16 protein-coding genes and 2 pseudogenes are annotated in these 14,689 nt (G+C 72.4%); 9 read left to right on the forward strand and 9 right to left on the reverse strand.

Annotated elements, in window-relative coordinates:
* Positions 1–53: 53 nt before the first annotated feature.
* From AB0J12_RS12620 to AB0J12_RS12635, 4 genes are read left to right on the forward strand one after another with little or no spacing between them, the layout of a single operon-like run.
* Positions 54–1,241 carry a lycopene cyclase family protein gene (locus AB0J12_RS12620; protein ID WP_363264571.1) on the forward strand — a complete coding sequence of 396 codons (1,188 nt, stop codon included), beginning with the start codon at positions 54–56 and terminating at the stop codon, positions 1,239–1,241.
* A gap of 51 nt (positions 1,242–1,292) precedes the next feature.
* A complete protein-coding gene (locus AB0J12_RS12625) occupies positions 1,293–2,012 on the forward strand; it encodes a class I SAM-dependent methyltransferase (RefSeq protein ID WP_363264270.1) in 720 nt (239 codons plus the stop codon).
* Positions 2,009–3,598: an FAD-dependent oxidoreductase gene (locus AB0J12_RS12630; RefSeq protein ID WP_363264271.1), complete on the forward strand. Its 1,590-nt coding sequence runs from the start codon at positions 2,009–2,011 to the stop codon at positions 3,596–3,598. The genes AB0J12_RS12625 and AB0J12_RS12630 overlap by 4 nt, the downstream gene beginning before the upstream one ends.
* Positions 3,599–3,643: 45 nt before the next feature.
* Entirely contained in the window at positions 3,644–4,249 is a 606-nt protein-coding gene (locus tag AB0J12_RS12635) for a hypothetical protein (protein ID WP_363264272.1), read from the forward strand.
* A gap of 81 nt (positions 4,250–4,330) precedes the next feature.
* Here AB0J12_RS12635 and AB0J12_RS12640 read toward each other — a convergent pair whose 3' ends face one another.
* Positions 4,331–4,543: a helix-turn-helix domain-containing protein gene (locus AB0J12_RS12640; RefSeq protein ID WP_363264273.1), complete on the reverse strand. Its 213-nt coding sequence runs from the start codon at positions 4,541–4,543 to the stop codon at positions 4,331–4,333.
* 80 nt (positions 4,544–4,623) lie between these two features.
* Positions 4,624–4,963 (reverse strand): annotated as a pseudogene (locus AB0J12_RS12645) (spore photoproduct lyase family protein); the annotation flags it as partial.
* Between the two features lie 419 nt (positions 4,964–5,382).
* On the opposite strand from AB0J12_RS12645, the gene AB0J12_RS12650 reads away from it, so the two are divergent.
* From AB0J12_RS12650 to AB0J12_RS12665, 4 genes are all read left to right on the forward strand, one after another.
* Positions 5,383–5,529 (forward strand): hypothetical protein, encoded by a 147-nt coding sequence (locus AB0J12_RS12650; RefSeq protein ID WP_363264274.1) that lies wholly within the window; start codon positions 5,383–5,385, stop codon positions 5,527–5,529.
* Positions 5,530–5,664: 135 nt separating this feature from the next.
* Positions 5,665–6,510, forward strand: a complete 846-nt coding sequence (locus tag AB0J12_RS12655) for a SigB/SigF/SigG family RNA polymerase sigma factor (protein ID WP_363264275.1) — start codon at positions 5,665–5,667, stop codon at positions 6,508–6,510.
* 171 nt (positions 6,511–6,681) lie between these two features.
* On the forward strand, positions 6,682–7,545 hold the full coding sequence (locus AB0J12_RS12660; protein WP_363264276.1) for a hypothetical protein: 864 nt from the start codon (positions 6,682–6,684) through the stop codon (positions 7,543–7,545).
* A 170-nt stretch (positions 7,546–7,715) separates the two neighbouring features.
* Positions 7,716–8,060, forward strand: a complete 345-nt coding sequence (locus AB0J12_RS12665; RefSeq protein WP_363264277.1) for a hypothetical protein — start codon at positions 7,716–7,718, stop codon at positions 8,058–8,060.
* Between the two features lie 44 nt (positions 8,061–8,104).
* Here the strand turns inward: AB0J12_RS12665 and AB0J12_RS12670 are convergent, their stop codons facing one another.
* Both AB0J12_RS12670 and AB0J12_RS12675 read right to left on the reverse strand, forming a co-directional pair.
* Positions 8,105–8,278 (reverse strand): hypothetical protein, encoded by a 174-nt coding sequence (locus AB0J12_RS12670; protein WP_363264278.1) that lies wholly within the window; start codon positions 8,276–8,278, stop codon positions 8,105–8,107.
* Positions 8,279–8,306: 28 nt separating this feature from the next.
* Positions 8,307–8,663, reverse strand: a complete 357-nt coding sequence (locus AB0J12_RS12675; RefSeq protein ID WP_363264279.1) for a PRC-barrel domain-containing protein — start codon at positions 8,661–8,663, stop codon at positions 8,307–8,309.
* Between the two features lie 456 nt (positions 8,664–9,119).
* On the opposite strand from AB0J12_RS12675, the pseudogene AB0J12_RS12680 reads away from it, so the two are divergent.
* Positions 9,120–10,102: pseudogene (locus AB0J12_RS12680) on the forward strand (cytochrome P450).
* Positions 10,103–10,199: 97 nt separating this feature from the next.
* Here the strand turns inward: AB0J12_RS12680 and AB0J12_RS12685 are convergent.
* The 5 genes from AB0J12_RS12685 to AB0J12_RS12705 all read right to left on the reverse strand — a co-directional run bounded on the left by AB0J12_RS12685 (position 10,200) and on the right by AB0J12_RS12705 (position 14,650).
* Positions 10,200–11,465, reverse strand: coding sequence for a cytochrome P450 (locus AB0J12_RS12685; RefSeq protein WP_363264280.1), 1,266 nt, complete (start codon positions 11,463–11,465; stop codon positions 10,200–10,202).
* Complete coding sequence (locus AB0J12_RS12690) at positions 11,462–12,079, reverse strand: ATP/GTP-binding protein (RefSeq protein ID WP_363264281.1); 618 nt, start codon at positions 12,077–12,079, stop codon at positions 11,462–11,464. Before AB0J12_RS12690 ends, AB0J12_RS12685 begins: the two co-directional genes overlap by 4 nt.
* Positions 12,060–12,416 (reverse strand): DUF742 domain-containing protein, encoded by a 357-nt coding sequence (locus AB0J12_RS12695; RefSeq protein WP_363264282.1) that lies wholly within the window; start codon positions 12,414–12,416, stop codon positions 12,060–12,062. Before AB0J12_RS12695 ends, AB0J12_RS12690 begins: the two co-directional genes overlap by 20 nt.
* The gene (locus AB0J12_RS12700; protein WP_363264283.1) at positions 12,413–12,832 is read right to left on the reverse strand and encodes a roadblock/LC7 domain-containing protein; all 420 of its coding nucleotides are present in this window, start codon (positions 12,830–12,832) and stop codon (positions 12,413–12,415) included. Before AB0J12_RS12700 ends, AB0J12_RS12695 begins: the two co-directional genes overlap by 4 nt.
* A gap of 114 nt (positions 12,833–12,946) precedes the next feature.
* Positions 12,947–14,650: an ATP-binding protein gene (locus AB0J12_RS12705; RefSeq protein WP_363264284.1), complete on the reverse strand. Its 1,704-nt coding sequence runs from the start codon at positions 14,648–14,650 to the stop codon at positions 12,947–12,949.
* Positions 14,651–14,689 lie beyond the last annotated feature (39 nt).

A 14,689-nucleotide genomic window follows, 5' to 3' on the forward strand; every position in this document is an offset into this window, starting at 1 on the left:
GGGCGAAGACCGGCAGGCGCGCGGCGAGCAGGACGGGGCGAGGAGGAGGCGTGGTGCTGGAGGCGGAGGTGGCGGTGGTCGGTGCCGGGGCCGCGGGGCTGTCCCTGGCCCACCGACTGAGCGGGCATGCGCCGGGATCGCGGACGCCGTCGGTGATCCTGCTGGACGCCCCGCCCGGCCCGCTGCGCCCGCCGCGCCGCACCTGGTGCTTCTGGGAGCGCGGCCGGGGCCGCTTCGACGCCGCGGTGACGGCGTACTGGGAGCGGCTGCGGGTGCGTCCGCCCGCTGGGGCCCCGATCGAGGACGGACTCGCACCACTGCGCTACAAGATGATCCACTCCGACGACTTCGAGGACATGGTCGGCCGGGACCTCGCGCACAGCCCCAACGTGCGCCGGCTCCAAGCCACCGTGGAGACGGTGGAGGACGTCACCGGCGGCGCCCGCGTGCACCTGCGGGAGGCCGACGGAACCCACCGCGTCCTGCACACCCGCTGGGTCCTCGACTCCCGCCCGCTCGGCAGCCTGCCGGCCGCGCGCACCACCCTCCTCCAGCACTTCCACGGCGTCTTCGTCCGCACCTCCAGGCCGCTCTTCGACCCCGGCGTCGCCGAGCTGATGGACTTCCGCACCCCACAGCCCGCCGACGGCCTGTCCTTCGGGTACGTCCTGCCCACCGGACCGCACGAGGCGCTCGTCGAGTACACCGAGTTCTCACCGCGGACCCTGACCGCGCACGGCTACGACGCGGCGGTACGGCACTACGCCGACGACGTCCTGCGCCTGGGCGAGAGGGAGGTCCTCGCCACCGAGACCGGCGTCATCCCGATGACGGACGCCCCGATCGCCCGGCAGACCGGAGCGTCCGTGTTCCGCATCGGCGCCGCCGGGGGCGCCACCCGCCCCGCCACCGGATACACCTTCGCCGGCCTGCAACGCCAGACGCGGGCCGTCGCCGCGGCGCTGCGCGAAGGGCGCCGCCCGCTGCCCCCGCCCGCCCACTCCGTGCGCTCCCGGGCCATGGACGCCGTACTGCTGCGCGCCCTCGCCAGCGGCCGGGTCGACGGACCCGCCCTGTTCAGCGGCCTGTTCGCCCGGGTCCCCATGGCCCGGCTGCTGCGCTTCCTCGACGGAGACACCCGCCTGCACGAGGACCTCGCCATCGGCCTGCGCACCCCGATCCGCCCGATGCTCCACTCGGCGCTGGAACTGCCGTCCTTGCCCCGCCGCCCCTTCGACTGATGCCCCGACAGCCGCCCCTTCTCCTTTCCCCCTTCGGCCCCTGGAGACCGCATGACCCTGCTGCGCGACGAGGACCTCGCCGCCGCCTTTGATCACGCCTCGCGCAGCTACGACGCGCTGGTCGCCGCCAACCCCGGCTACCACGCCCACCTGCGGCGCTCGGTGCGCCGGCTCGGCCTGCCCGGGCACGGCGAAGGACTGGGCCTGCTCGACCTCGGCTGCGGCACCGGCGCCTCGACCGCCGCGCTGCGATCCGCCCTGCCGGCCGCGCACATCACGGCCGTCGACGCCTCCGCCGGCATGCTGGAGCGGGCCGCCGCCAAGCCGTGGGCGGACGGCGTGACCTTCGTGCACGCCCCGGTGGAACGGCTGGCCGAGGCGGGTGTCACAGGACCGTTCGACGCGGTCTTCGCCGCGTACCTGCTGCGCAACGTCGACGACCCCGACACCGTGCTGGCCACCGTGCGCGAGCTGCTGGCGCCCGGCGGGCGGCTCGTCGTGCACGAGTACGCCCTCAGCGGGCGTGCCGTGGACCGCGCGGTGTGGACCCTGGTGTGCCGCGGAGTCGTCCAGCCCGCGGGAAGGGCCCTCGGCGACGGCGCCCTCTACCGTCACCTGTGGCGCAGCGTCGTCGACTTCGACACCGCCGACCGCTTCGCCGACCGGCTGCGCACGGCCGGCTTCGACCACGTGCGGGCCCTGCCGCTGCCGGGCTGGCAGACGGGCATCGCCCACACCTTCGTCGCGCGCCGCCCGGAGGGCACGCGATGACCGGGGAACGCCGGACGACGGACGGGACGGCGGACGGGCGTCGGGCATCGGCCGGCGCCCGTCGCGGACGGGACCGGCGGGCCCGCGTCCTGCCCGGCCCCGAGGGAAGGCGGCGCGCCGACGGCGCCCGTCCCAGCGTCGCGGTCGTCGGCGGCGGCATCGCCGGGCTGGCAGCGGCCACGGCACTGGCCGAGCGCGGCGTGGCCGTCACTTTGTACGAGCGGCAGCCCTGTCTCGGCGGCCGTGTCGGGGGCTGGCCCACCCGCCTGCCGGACGGCACCCCGGTGACGATGAGCCGGGGATTCCACGCCTTCTTCCGGCAGTACTACAACCTGCGCGGTCTGCTGCGCCGTACCGATCCCGCGCTGGAGCGGCTCACCGGCCTGCCGGACTACCCGCTGCTGCACGCCGGCGGGACGCGGGACGGCTTCCGCCGCGTGCCGCGCACCCCGCCGTTCAGCGCGCTCGGCTTCGCCCTGCTCAGCCCGTCCTTCGGCCTGCGCGATCTGAGGGCCCTGGACCCGGTCGCGGCGCTGCCCCTGTTCGACGTGCGCGTGCCCGACGTGTACACCCGGCTCGACGACATCAGCGCCCATGACTTCCTGGACGCCGTCCGTTTCCCGGACAAGGCACGTCACCTGGCGTTCGAGGTGTTCTCCCGCAGCTTCTTCGCCGACCCGCGGCAGCTGTCGGCGGCCGAGCTGGCGCTGATGTTCCACATCTACTTCCTCGGCTCCGCCGAGGGCCTGCTGTTCGACGTGCCGCGCGCGCCCTTCCCGGCCGCCCTGTGGAACCCGCTGGCCGCCTACCTGGAGGGGCATGGCGCCGTGGTGCGCACGAACACATCCGTCGACCACGTGGAGCCGACGCGCGACGGCGGTCACCGGGTCACCACCGACGAGGACGAGGCCCATCACGACGGCGTCGTCCTCGCGCTGGACACCGCCGGACTGCGCTCCCTCGTCGCCCGCTCGGGCCGGCTGGGCGACGCCCCCTGGCGCGAGCGGATCGCGGGACTGCGCACCGCGCCGCCGTTCCTGGTCACTCGCCTGTGGCTGGACCGGCCCGTCGCCGCCGACCGGCCGGGCTTCCTCGGCACCAGCGGATTCGGCACCCTCGACAACATCAGCGTCCTGGAACGCTGGGAGGACGAGGCCGCCCGCTGGGCCGCACGCACCGCAGGATCGGTGGTGGAACTCCACGCCTACGCGGTACGGCCGCACTCGCCGCGCGACGTCGAGGAGAAGCGCCTCGTCGAGCAACTGCACCGTGCTTACCCGGAGACACGAGCGGCCACGGTCGTCGACAGCCGCCACGAGTGGCGCGAGGACTGCCCCCTGTTCCCGGTGGGCGGCTACCGCGACCGCCCCACCGTGCGCACCCCGGACCCACGTCTGACCGTGGCCGGGGACCTGGTGCGCACCGACCTCCCGGTGGCGCTGATGGAACGAGCGGCGACGACCGGCTTCCAGGCAGCCAACGCTCTGCTGCGGCAGTGGGGCCTGCGGGGCCAGACGCTCTGGACGGTCCCGGACCGAGGCCGCAACGCGGTGCTGCGGGGCCTGGCGCGGTGGGTGAGCGGGTGAGGCAGGCGCCTGAACGTCGGGCGACGTCTTGTAAGGTCCGCTCCGGTGGCAACAGACATCGACGGAGTGATCGAGTGCCGCGCGCACGGGCACGGCTGGCGGGTCGAGGCCGATGTGCTCGACTTCCGGCTGGGACGGGACGGCGACGCGTGGGGGTGTCTCTTCGGCGTCCGCGGTTCCGAGAGCATCGACAGACCGCTCTTCGCGCACCGCGGACTGCCGGACGACCTCTCCGACGTGGTACGGGAGAGCGCCGTCGGTGACTACCAGCACGGACACACCCATGCCACCTGGGCCGACGTGAGGGCGGCCGACTGGGACGCTCCGGTCACGTGCGGGCCCGCCTGGTACTGGGCCGCCGAGTGGAGGGAGGGCGAGCACGGACTCGTGTTCCACGTCGTCCGGGCCACGCCCGACGTGGGCGACGCGGCGGCCGACACCTTCGGCGGCCACATCCTGCTCGCGCCCTGCGAGTGGCCGCCGGGCGGCGAGGTACGACTGGGGGGCGCGGTGTACCGCCCCGTCGTCCTCACGGCCCGGATGCTCGCGCCACCGGACGAGGAGCCGTGGGACCGGCTCTGGGGAGCGATGCGCGACCTCGCCGGCGTACACGGAGACGACAACGTGCGACTGGTCGTGTGGTTCGGGTGAACGTGCGGCTGCTCGTCTGGTTCGGACCTCGGACCACGGGCCGGGCCGGCTGCCCAGGCCCGTCGGCGTGGCCGGCGGCTCTCAGCCCGCCGACCGGGCGGCGTGGGTGCGCACATCGCCGCCCCGGGTCCTCAGCGGCACGCCCGCTTCACGAAGCACGCGGTGCACGAAGCCGTACGAGCGTCCATGGGCCTCCGCTATCGCGCGGATCGAGCGGCCCTCCTCGTACTCCTTCTTCAGTACCTCGGCCAGCTGCTTGCGCGCCGCACCCGTGATCCACTTCCGCTTGTCCACGATGATCTCCTCTCGCGACCTCGAACGTGATCACCGGTTGCCCGCGTCGCCGCGATCCATGTCGCCGAGTCCGGACCCGGTCAGAACGCGTACCGGATCCGCAGCCAGGGCGCGTGCGAGGCGACGAGCCGGCGCAGGGTGCCCACCGCCTCCGCCTTGACGCCGTTGCGGTAACGGTCGTTCAGCGCGCCGTTCCGCGAGCGTTTGGCCTGCTGGAGGCCGGGCCGCCAGAGCAGTTCATGGGGATGCCCGCCGAGGTTGACCTCGTGCAGCCCCTCATGGTGGGTCAGCATGATCACCTCGGCCGCCGCCTGCCGCTTGACCGGCTCCGGCAGCACGTCGTCGAGATGCCTCAGCAGCTCGCTCCCACGCCGCCTGCCAGCCGGGACGCAGCGCGACGGGGGAGAGGTTGAAGGGCAACAACCGACGGGCCGTGGCACTGCGCCGGAACGTGTCCCCAGGGGCCTGGGACGGTGTGGCTGAGCGGCGGCGGCGCCGGGCGCGCCGAGGGCCTCCAGGCCGAACAGGGCGTCGGAGCCGTCGTCCGGTGCGGCGTGGGTCACCGAAGGGCGCTCCGGGAGAGGGCTCGGCTGCTGCGGCGCGTGGTGTCGGTGCCGGTCGGTCAACTGTAGGACCGTCACGCGCGTGGAGCGGCGGCACACGGCCACACGTGCGTGACGGGCACTGCAGGCTGGTCGGCCCGGCCGCCCGCCCGCTGCACGGTCGGCAAGCCTCGTTGACGCCCGGCTGAACGAGCGGCGGGCGGGTAGACGAGCGCTACGGACCCGGGGACCGCCCGCGGTCCCGCGGCCCGACGGAGATGGACGACAAGGAGTGTCATGGCCGGTGTGCTGGAACGCATCAAGGAGTTCGCGCGCAGCCCGCAGGGGCGCCGCACGATGGAGCAGATACGGCGGCAGGCCGCCGACCCGCGCCGGCGCGCCCAGGCCCAGCGCCTCTTCGAACGGTTCCGCTCCCGCCGGTGACGCGGACGCGCCCAGGAGTGATGGCGGTCACGTTTGCCGTACGCTGGGGGCATGACTCGCGCAACGCCGGGTAACGGCCGGTCAAGGACGGCCCGGGGGTACCGAGAGGGCCGGCACGACGAGGGAGGGCTCGACATGGCGGCGCGCGTCGGCACGACGACGGACACCGGCAGACCACTGCCGCGGATCACCGACCCGCAGAAGATCGCCCCTCAGGACGCCCGCACCCTCACCCAGCTGTTCCTCGAACGGCTCGCGGTGATCGAGGAGGGCACCGCCGAGTACCAGTACGCCCGCAACACGCTCATCGAGATGAACATGTCGCTGGTGCGCTACGCGGCCGGCCGGTTCCGCAGCGGGAACGGCCAGACGATGGAGGACGTCGTCCAGGTCGGCGTCATCGGGCTGATCAAGGCCATCGACCGGTTCGAGATCTCCCGCGAGGTGCAGTTCACGAGCTTCGCGGTGCCGTACATCGTCGGCGAGATCAAGCGGTTCTTCCGTGACACCTCCTGGGCCGTGCACGTTCCGCGCCGTCTGCAGGAGGCCCGCGCCGAACTGGCCAAGGCCACCGAGGAACTCCACACCCGGCTCGGCCGCGCGCCCCGGGTCGCCGAGCTGGCGGCGCTGATGAACCTCAGCGAGGACGAGGTCGTCGAGGCGCAGATCGCGGCGAACGGATTCACCTCCGCCTCCCTCGACGCGAGCATCAGCCAGGATCCGGACGACCACGAGACCGCGCTGGCCGAGGTCATCGGCGTGGAGGACCCTGCTTTCGAACTCGTCGAGAACTTCCACACGCTGGCCCCGCTCATCGCCGAACTCGGGGAGCGCGACCGGCTGATCCTCCATCTGCGGTTCGTCGAGGAGCTGACGCAGGCGCAGATCGGGGAGCGGCTGAACATCTCCCAGATGCACGTCTCCCGGCTGATCTCCCGCATCGTCGCCGGCCTGCGGTCGCAGATGCTGGTCACCCGCTGAGAAACGGCTGAACCCCGGGCGGGAGTGCCGGCGTCCGCCGCCGGCGCTCCCGCCCGCATTCGTCCCCCAACTCTCCCTCTCCTGCAGTGTGTTCGGATGAATCCGGGGCAATCGGGACGACACGACGGCGGCTCGCCGGCAGCCGCCACTGTCGAGAGGGGGCAGGGAATCATGCGGAACGCGTGGACGAAGTCCGGTGCGCTCATGGTGGCCACAGCCGCGTTAGGCGGTGTCCTGGCCGGCTGCGGAAGCGACGACGGGTCCGACACGCCAGGAAAGGCCGGCCGGTCCGGCGCCGCACGGGAGCAGGGCACCGCGGCGGTGCGCGCCGCCTACGACAGGACGGCTCAGGCCGACACGGCGAAGCTGACGGTGCGGGTCAGGGCCACGGCGGACGGCCAGACGGCCGTCTCCGACGGACGCGGCGTCGTCGACCTCAAGGACGGCGACAGCGCCCTGACGGTGACCGCCCAGGGCCGTCCGGTCGAGCAGCGTGTGGTGGACCAGATCCTCTATCAGAAGGTGCCGGGCGCCCGTACACCGGCCGGCAAGCCCTGGGTGCGGGTCGACCTCAAGCGGCTGGCCTCGCAACAGGGTCTGGGCACCCAGGGGATCGGCGACCCGGCCCGGTCCGCCGCGTTCGCCAGGGCGGTCACGGACCGGGGGGTGAGCAAGGCCGGCCGGGAAACGGTCGGCGGCGTGGCCACCACCCGCTACCGGGTCAACGTCGACGTGGGCGCCCTGCCCGACGGGGCGAACCTGCGCCGGCAGCTGGGGCCGGCCGTGCCCATGCAGCTCTGGCTCGACGACGACGGCAGGATCCGTCGTCAGCAGATCGAAACGGCCGTCAAGACGCCGATCCCGGCGTCCGCCGCCGCCTCCGGGCAGAGCGCCGCACCGCAGCAGCTGAGGATCGACACGATCCTGGAGTACTCGGACTTCGGCATGGACGTCGACGTCGAGGCGCCGCCCACGGCACAGGTGACCGACCTGACCGATCGCACACCGCAGGACGGCGGCACACCGCGCGGCTGACGCCCGCCGGCGCGGGCGCGGTGGCCCGAGGCGCGATGGGTTGCGTATGGCCAGGCCGTCCGACGCGTGCCTCTGATCATCCGTGAACCGGTCCCCGGGACGATCGCTTGATCCGGCCGATCGCGGGCATCCGCGACACTGCCGACTCACGCTGCCAGGGGAGGATCTCCATGAGCCGAGGAAGCCGCATACTCGTCGCTGCGCACGCAGCTGTCGGAGTGTGGCTGGTCTACTACACCGTCCGCACCTGGGGCGCCGCGACGACGTGGAGCAGCGCCATCATGGCCGCCGCCGCCGTCACGGTGCTGGCCGGCGTCGTCCGCTCCACCGTCGCCGGCGTGCGCGGCACCGGGCGCGAGCGGGACACCCGGCGCGGGGCGCGGCGCGCGGAGGTCGCCGAGGCGCTCGCCCAGCGGGAACTGTCGGCCGCCTGCTGCGAGCGCTGGTGGACGTCGCTCGGCGCCGACCACGACACCGCCTGCGCCCGCCGGACGCCCCGCAGCAGCGCCGCCTGACATCCGAGGATCTGCGGGCGTCCCGGCCGCGGGGTGTCGGCGCGTCAGCGCATACGGCGGTGACGGCGTCCCCCGCGGCGGAACCGCATGACTCCGTAGACGAGATCCGCCAGCAGGACGATGATGCCGATGATCAGCAGGTAGAGCAGGCCGTGGACGGCCGCCCCGACGATGCCCAGGATCAGGGCCACGATGATCAGCAGCAGGAACAGGCTCATCCTGTCCTCCCGGTTCGGGGCGGGTCGATCAGCGACGGGCCAGACGCCGTTCGCCGCCGACTCCGGGGATGTACTCGATTTCGTAGTGGGCGAAGACGGAGGGTTCGTCCTCGGCTGTGAGCACTCCGTCGACATCGATGGACGGAGCCTTCTTGATCACGTTCTTGGAGTGGGCGACCTTGAGGTAGCCAGGTCCGACGGTGGCACCGGTGAGCGGAACGAACACCAGGCGGCGGCGCGTGGGCAGGCCGACGATGACGGTCGCGAAGAACGGCTGGTCGGTCGACGTGTCCACATAGACCGACTCCAGCGCTCCGACCTTGCGCTTCTCCGCGTCGATGACGTCGTGTCCACGCCAGTTGCGGATGTCGTCCGCCTCGAACATGTCCGGCCTCCCGTCGCAGGCCCCTTCTTCATCTTGCCCCGGCGTCCGCCCATGGCGGGGTGCGGTCGGGGCGCTGGGGTGAAGCGACTCCATGCCGGTACCACCGAGTGGTGCGTCTCACACCCTGCCGCGGAAAGAAACCCATCAAGTTGACCGTTCAACTTGATGCGGGTGCGGAGGGGACAGTGTCCCCGGGCCTCACTCATCGCCCGTGGGGACGATCGTTCGGCTGAAGCCCCACGGAGCCACTCGCCGAGAGGCGACCGCCCTCCACCCCGCACCTGGCCGCCCCGGCCGGCTTTCCCCCGAGCCGGCCGGGGCTTTCGCACGTGGAGCGCCACGGCCCGCCGCCGTGCGTTGATCGCCCGCTCAACTTCGGCCAGGACCGGCGTGTTTGAGCCGGTGAGAGATCCCTAGCCTGAGGGCGAAGACCGGCCCCACCTCCGGAGGAAGCCCGTGTCCACCGCCCAGCAGGTTCCCGACACCTATGCGGTGATGCGGGAGAAGGAACCCCTCATCTGGCACGAGGCCACCAAGAGCTACATCATCTCCCGGTACGAGGACGTCGCACGCGTCTTCAAAGACAAGCAGGGCCGGTTTACGACCGACAACTACACCTGGCAGCCGGAACCGGTGCACGGCAGGACGATGACAAGGCCGACCACGCCCGCTTCCACGGCTGGTACACGTCCGTCATCGCCCTTCCTCGGCAACCTGTCCGGGGATCCGGAGGTGAGGGCCGCGGGCGAACGCACCCGTGTGGAGTTCGCCGAGTACATGATCCCGGTCATCCCGTGAGCGCCGTGAGAACCCGGGCGACGACCTGCTGTCCACCCTCTGCGCCGCCGAGGTCGACGGCGTACGGATGAGCGACGAGGACGTGAAGGCGTTCTGCAGCCTCCTGCCGGCCGCCGGCGGCGAGACCACCGACAAGGCCATCGCCGGCATCATGGCCAACCTGCTGCGCCACCCCGACCAGCTCGCGGCCGTCCGCGAGGACCGGAGCCTGATCGCCGCGGCCTTCGCCGAGACACTGCGCCACACCCCGCGCCCGTCCACATGATCATGCGGCTGTCGGCCAACGACGTTGGGGTCAGCGCAGGCACCATCCCGCGGGAGCCACGGTGAACTGCCTCATCGGCGCGGCCGACCGGGACGAGCGCCGCTTCCGCGACCCCGACCGCTTCGACATCTTCCGCGACGACCTCACGACGGACTCCGCGTTCTCGGCCGCCGCGGACCATCTCGCCTTCGCGCTGGGCCGGCACCTCTGTGTCGGCGCGCTGCTGGCCAAGGCGGAGGCGGGGACGGGGATCGACCAGCTGCTGGACGCCATGCCCGGCATCCGGCTCGCCGACGGCTTCGAACCGGTCGAGCGGGGCGTTTTCACCCGCGGCCCGCAGTCGCTGCGGGTGCGCTTCACTTCGGTCACCACCTGAGGGTGCGCATCGCACGTTGGGCGGGCGGACGGGACGCGCCGGTCCCTCCGCCCGCGACGCCTTCACCCGGCGATGCCCCCGCCCGCGACCTTCCCGGCTAGCGGGCCGACGGAGTGAACCGGACCGGCAGGGACGTCAGCCCGCGCATCCAGATCGACGGACGCCAGGTCAGCTCCTTGGCGTCCACCGCCAGCACCAGGTCCGGCAGATGCTCCAGCAGCGTCTCCACCGCCGTACGCGCCATCACATCCGCCAGCAGCGGGGCCGGGTAGGGGCAGCGGTGCTCGCCGCTGCTGAAGGACAGGTGCGCGGAGTTCTCCTGGCCCACATGCGCCTCGGGCCAGATCTGCGGATCGGTGTTGGCCGCGGCGAGGCCCAGGACGAGGCAGTCGCCCTCGCGGATGAGGCGTCCGCCGAGCTGCGTGTCGCGCACGGCCCACCGGCCGATGAACGCCTGCATCGGCGTGTCCAGCCACAGCACCTCGTTCAGCGCGTCCCCGACGCTGACCCGCCCGCCCGAGACGTTCACCGCGAAGCGCTCGTCCGTCAGCAGCAGCCGCAGGGTGTTGCAGATCCAGTTGGCGGTCGGCTGCTGGGCCGCGGCGATCACGGAGATCAGATCCTGCGCGATCTCCTCGTCACCGAGCCCGGCCGGATGCAGCAGCATGCGGGAGACGACATCGGGCCCCGGACGCTCCCGCTTCTCCTTCACCAGGCGGGCCAGACGCTCACCCACCCGCACAAACGCCGCGACCGGATCGTCGCCCTCACCGGCGTCGAGCGAGATCCGCAGATCGTCGACGAGCTGTTCGGTGTCCGCGCTGCCCTGCTCCACACCACACATCCACAGCACGCCGCGGGCCGGCAGGACGTGGGCGTACATGCTCATCAGTTCGGCCTGGCCGCTGCCCGCGAAAGTCGCGATCAACTGCTCGGCGATCGACTGGCACTCACGGGCCAGCTCGAACTGGTCCACGCCCTCGAGCGCCTGGGTGATCACACCGGCGCGTCGCTGGTGCTCCGGCCCCTCGGCGAACAGAACCGACGGCTGGTAGCCGACGAACGGCAGCAGGGGCCAGTCGTCAGGGATGCGGGGCCACTGGTTCCAGCGCCGGGAGTCCCGCGCGAACAACTCGTCGTGGCTGGTCACATAGCAGACCTCGGGGTAGCCGAGGACGAACCAGGCGGGGATGCCGCCGTCGAGCAGCACGGGCGCCACCGCCCCGTGCTCCTGGCGCAGCGTGCGGTACAGCTGCGCGGGGGTCTGCTGGTACTCCAGGCCGCCCAGCCGCACGGCGGAGGCGTGCGCGGGGCAGCCGGATGCGGGCGCGCCGACGGGCGGGGAGCCGGTGGAGTCGCTCACGGTGTTCTCTCCTGGGACAGGGCCAATGCGTACAGATGGTCCACCAAGGTGATGAGAACCTCCTTGCCGGAGGACCTGACCCGCGCGTCGCAGTCGACCATCGGCACGTCCCCGTTCAGGGCGAGGGCCTGCCGGATCTCCTCGAGCGAGAAGCGGTTCTCGTCACCGTCGAAGCGGTTGACGGCCACCACAAAAGGAGTGTTGTGGTGTTCGAGCCGGTCTATCGCGTACCAGGACTCCTCCATACGACGGGTGTCGACCAGGATCACCGCACCCAGCGTGCCGGCGAACAGCCGCTCCCACAGGAACCAGAACCGCTCCTGCCCGGGGGCGCCGAACAGGTACAGCACCATGCGCTCGTTGAGCGTGATGCGCCCGAAGTCGAACGCGACGGTCGTGGTGTTCTTCTGCTCCACCCCGGCGGTCTCGTCGACGCCCCGCCCCGCCTGCGTCATCAACTCCTCGGTGCTCAGCGGCCGGATCTCGCTGACCGACCGCACCAAGGTGGTCTTGCCGACCCCGAACCCGCCCACCACCACGATCTTCAGTCCGGTGTCGGCGCCATCGGCCAGCGGCGTGCGCTGGGAGGGCAGCTCAGAGGTTGCGGAGCCCATGGAGCACCTCCTGGAGCAGTGCGGTTTCGGGGAGGGACGCGACGGACGGTGCCGCGCGCGGGTGCCGGACGCTGATCCGGCCGCTGCCGTGGAGATCGCCGAGCAGGATCCGTACGACGGTGATCGGCAGTTTCAGCTCGGCCGCGATCTCGACCAGCGCCGTGGGGTGCCGGCACAGGCCGAGGATCCGCGCATGCTCGGACTGCATCCCGGCGGCCGGCTCGCACTCGCTGACGATCAGCGTCACCAGGTCGAAGCTCTCGTCCGCTTCGCTCCGGCCGCCCGTGACCGTGTAGAGCCGGTCCGGATCGCCGACGTCCACGGGGTGGTGCATCACGCGGTGGTGCCCAGGGCGACCGCCGCACGCGGCTCCGCCCGCAGGTGCTCGCCGATCTGCTCCACCATCACCGTCATCTGGTGCCCGATGATGCCCGGATCGGCGCTCTCCTGGGCGACGACGGCGAGATGGGCGCCCTGACCCGCCTGCACGATGAACAGCAGACCTCCGTGGAACTCGGTCATGGAGTGCCGGACGCCACCCGATCCGTCCCCGAACTCCATGGACGCGCCCTGGGCGAGGGCCTGGATGCCGGAGCAGATGGCGGCCAACTGGTCGGCCTGGTCCAGCGTCAGATGCTCCGTCCAGCACAGCTTCAGACCGTCCCGGGAGAGGACGAGCGCGTGGCGCGTGCCCGGCGTGCGCTCCAGGAGGTTCTTCAGGAGCCAGGTGAGGCTGTTGTCAGTGGTCTCCATGGTGGGTGGGCGGGGCGACCGGCTGGCGGTCGTCCGGCCCCTTCCTCCAATCCAACGAGGTGCTGTGAATCGGTGCGGGGTCCGGCAGTTGCACCCAAGGTGCGTGGCCCGACCCTAGTCGTCGGCCGTGGCGTCGGGCTTCTGGCCGGGCGTGGGCGTGGCGGCGGAGTCACCGGCGTGCCGGCCGCGATGGAAGGCACCGAACCGGCTTCCGGCATCGCGTCCCACCCGCCCCTCACCGTCCGCGGGTGCGGGCGCCTCCGGCGCCGGCTGCTCCCGCGTCCGCTCCGCCTGCGCCATGGTGCGCCCAGGCGACCTGACCGGCAGGCCGTTGGGGGTGGCGGCGCGGTGCCGCGGGATGTCCGCGCGTGGGCCGGACACGCCCTCGGGTGACGAGACCCGCGTCTCCCGTACCGGAGGGGCCGCCTCGGACACGGGGGCCGGCACCGCTGTCCGGGTCACGACCGGCTCGCGCTGGTGGGCCACCAGCTGAGGCGGAACGAGGACGACCACGCCCGTCCCCCCACGGGACGACGGACGGTAGTTGACGCTGATGCCGTACTTGACGGCGATGCCGCCGACGACCGCCAGACCCAGCCGCGTGCCCTGCAGCGAGGCCAGGTCGGTGACCTGGCCCGACACCGCGTCCTCCGCCCTGCGCAGGGCGGCGTCGGACATCTTCAGCCCGCTGTCCTCGATGGTGATGACGACACCTGCGCTGCGCTCCTCCACGTACACGTGGACCTCGTCGATGGGCGGGGAGAAGTTGGCGGCGTTGTCCATGAGTTCGGCCAGCAGGTGCATCACGCCCTCGGCCGCGAAGCCGGCGATGGCCGCCTTGCTGGAGGAGTGCAGACGCACCCGCCGGTAGGCGGCGATCCGGCCGACGGCCCCGCGCAGGATGCTCTCCATGACGATCGGCTTGTTCCACACCCGGCTGGGACGGCCGCCCATCAGCAGCGCCAGCCGGTCGGTCAGGAGCCCCAGTTGGGAGGTGCTGTGGTCCAGGCGCAGCAGGTCGCCGAACACCTCACCGGTGTGCCGGTCCTGCATCTCCCGCAGCGCCGCCAGCATGCTGACCGTCTTCGCCTGGACCCGGCTGAGCGCCTTGGCGGAAGCGGCCTGGGCGGCGGCCGAACGGCGTTCGCTGTAGGCGAGTTGGCGGACGAACCACTCGGCCGGCCCCTGCAGCAGGGGGCTCTGCGGCCAGTCGAAGCGGGCGAGGACGGTGTCGGCGGAGCTTCCCTCGCGCAGCAGTGCCATCGCGGTGGGCAGTGTCTCGCCGGTCAGCCGCTCGAGTTCCGCCGTGCCCCGGGCCAGTTCGCTGCGCGCGGCCTGCACCGAGGCTTTCGCGTCGGCGCCCCGCCGAACCGCTTCCGCGAGCTCGGTGACGACCATGCGCAGCAGCCGGCTGTGCAGCGGGTCGGACGGCGTGGCGACATGGGAGAGAACCTCGTCCGCACTCGCCCCGCTCTGCAGCTGCTTGATGACGGCCGGCAGGGTCACGTTGACCAACTGCGCGAAGCCGGCGCTGTGCTGCGCCCCGTTCTTCCTGGCCAGCTCCACCTCGTCGGCACGGGCCGAGGCCTGCCGGCGAGCGCGCAGCAGCAGCCGGGAGGCGCAGCCGGCGACAGCCGCCACGCAGCAGAATCCGGCGATCGCCGTGCCCAGCGCCCACACGCGCGCCGCGGCGGGAGCCAGGGCGGCTACGACGGCGACCCCCAGGGCCGCCACCGACAGCGCCACCGCGGCCAGAGCCGGCGAGGAGCGTGCCCCTTCGGCGGATCGACGCTGGCGGGGGCTGGGAGGCACTGGCATTCCGCGGTTCCTCGGTCGGTGCGAGCAGGACGTGCGGGC

The sequence above is a fragment of the Streptomyces sp. NPDC049915 genome (assembly GCF_040656475.1).
GTDB lineage: Bacteria > Actinomycetota > Actinomycetes > Streptomycetales > Streptomycetaceae > Streptomyces.

What these genes read in the sequence shown, in the direction of transcription:
- AB0J12_RS12660 (WP_363264276.1), top strand. Translation starts at nt 6,682, where the DNA reads ATGCGGAACGCGTGGACGAAGTCCGGTGCGCTCATGGTGGCCACAGCC.
- AB0J12_RS12670 (WP_363264278.1), bottom strand. Translation starts at nt 8,278, where the DNA reads ATGAGCCTGTTCCTGCTGCTGATCATCGTGGCCCTGATCCTGGGCATC.
- AB0J12_RS12650 (WP_363264274.1), top strand. Translation starts at nt 5,383, where the DNA reads ATGGCCGGTGTGCTGGAACGCATCAAGGAGTTCGCGCGCAGCCCGCAG.
- AB0J12_RS12675 (WP_363264279.1), bottom strand. Translation starts at nt 8,663, where the DNA reads ATGTTCGAGGCGGACGACATCCGCAACTGGCGTGGACACGACGTCATC.
- AB0J12_RS12655 (WP_363264275.1), top strand. Translation starts at nt 5,665, where the DNA reads ATGGCGGCGCGCGTCGGCACGACGACGGACACCGGCAGACCACTGCCG.
- AB0J12_RS12690 (WP_363264281.1), bottom strand. Translation starts at nt 12,079, where the DNA reads ATGGGCTCCGCAACCTCTGAGCTGCCCTCCCAGCGCACGCCGCTGGCC.
- AB0J12_RS12625 (WP_363264270.1), top strand. Translation starts at nt 1,293, where the DNA reads ATGACCCTGCTGCGCGACGAGGACCTCGCCGCCGCCTTTGATCACGCC.
- AB0J12_RS12700 (WP_363264283.1), bottom strand. Translation starts at nt 12,832, where the DNA reads ATGGAGACCACTGACAACAGCCTCACCTGGCTCCTGAAGAACCTCCTG.
- AB0J12_RS12665 (WP_363264277.1), top strand. Translation starts at nt 7,716, where the DNA reads ATGAGCCGAGGAAGCCGCATACTCGTCGCTGCGCACGCAGCTGTCGGA.
- AB0J12_RS12705 (WP_363264284.1), bottom strand. Translation starts at nt 14,650, where the DNA reads ATGCCAGTGCCTCCCAGCCCCCGCCAGCGTCGATCCGCCGAAGGGGCA.
- AB0J12_RS12630 (WP_363264271.1), top strand. Translation starts at nt 2,009, where the DNA reads ATGACCGGGGAACGCCGGACGACGGACGGGACGGCGGACGGGCGTCGG.